Genomic DNA, 1,101 nt, shown 5'->3' with positions numbered 1-1,101 from the left:
GGTCGGCCGCGAAGTCCGCGATCGTGAAATCGGTTTCGTGCCCGACGCCGCTGACGACCGGCAGTTCGCTCGCCGCGATCGCGCGCGCCAGCGCCTCGTCGTTGAACGACCACAGATCCTCGATCGAGCCGCCGCCGCGACAGACCAGCAGCACGTCGACCTCGCGGCGCGCATTCGCGGTCTCGACGGCAGTGACGAGCTTTTCGGCGGAACCGGCACCCTGCACGGGCGCCGGATAGACGATCACCGGAATGTGCGGCGCGCGGCGGGCGAGCGTGGTCAGCACGTCGCGCAGCGCGGCCGCCTGCAGCGACGTGACGATGCCGATCGCGCGCGGGTGGGCCGGCAGCGGCCGCTTGCGCTCGGGCGCGAACAGCCCCTCGCTCTCGAGCTGCGCCTTCAGCCGCAGGAACGCCTCGTACAGGCGCCCCTGCCCGGTGCGCCGCACGGCCTCGACGTTGAGCTGCACTTCGCCGCGCGGCTCGTACATCGTGACGACCGCGCGCACCTCGATCCGGTCGCCTTCGCGCGGCGTGAACTCCGCGTATTGGGCGCGGCCGCGGAACATCACGCAGCGCATCTGCGCCTGCTGGTCCTTGATCGAGAAATACCAGTGGCCGCTCGCGGCGCGCGTGAAATTCGACACTTCGCCCGAAATCCACAGCAGCGGAAACGAGCGCTCGAGCATCGTCGAAATCGCGCGATTGAGCGCCGAAACGGGTATCACTTCGTCGCCGCCGCGGGTCGCGCCCGGTGCGGCAAATGGGGAGTCGGAAGGCATGGACGGTCGGATGAATGCTGGCGGCGACACGATAGTCCGACACGCGCGCGACGTCCAGCACCGGGCACATGCGCGATGACGTTCGGAAGGTGTCCACACTTTGGCAATCATCGGCCTAAAACGCGGGAAAACCGCTGAAAAATCCAGACAATTCCCAATAACACATTGATTTTTATAGATTTTTAAACCTTTCGGAATGATTCTCATCCGATTCGAGGCCCGCCCGACGGGCGTTTGACGCCATCGAGCGAGGAGTTCTTCACAGAGTTATCCACAAGCCGCCGCGATCCGGCCCCGCAGGCTGCGGCGGCCGGTCGCGC

1 protein-coding gene is annotated in these 1,101 nt (G+C 66.3%); it reads right to left on the bottom strand.

Annotation, left to right across the window (positions count from 1 at the left end; genetic code table 11):
• The coding region (xseA, locus tag G3N93_RS40680; RefSeq protein ID WP_206135595.1) for an exodeoxyribonuclease VII large subunit at positions 1-781 on the bottom strand (781 nt) is incomplete at its 3' end.
• Positions 782-1,101: the final 320 nt, after the last annotated feature.

The sequence above is a fragment of the Burkholderia sp. Se-20378 genome (assembly GCF_017104665.1).
In the GTDB taxonomy this organism is placed as follows: domain Bacteria; phylum Pseudomonadota; class Gammaproteobacteria; order Burkholderiales; family Burkholderiaceae; genus Burkholderia; species Burkholderia lata.
Note: the sequence above shows the minus strand (reverse complement) of the source record. Positions and strands in the feature narration are given on the sequence as shown.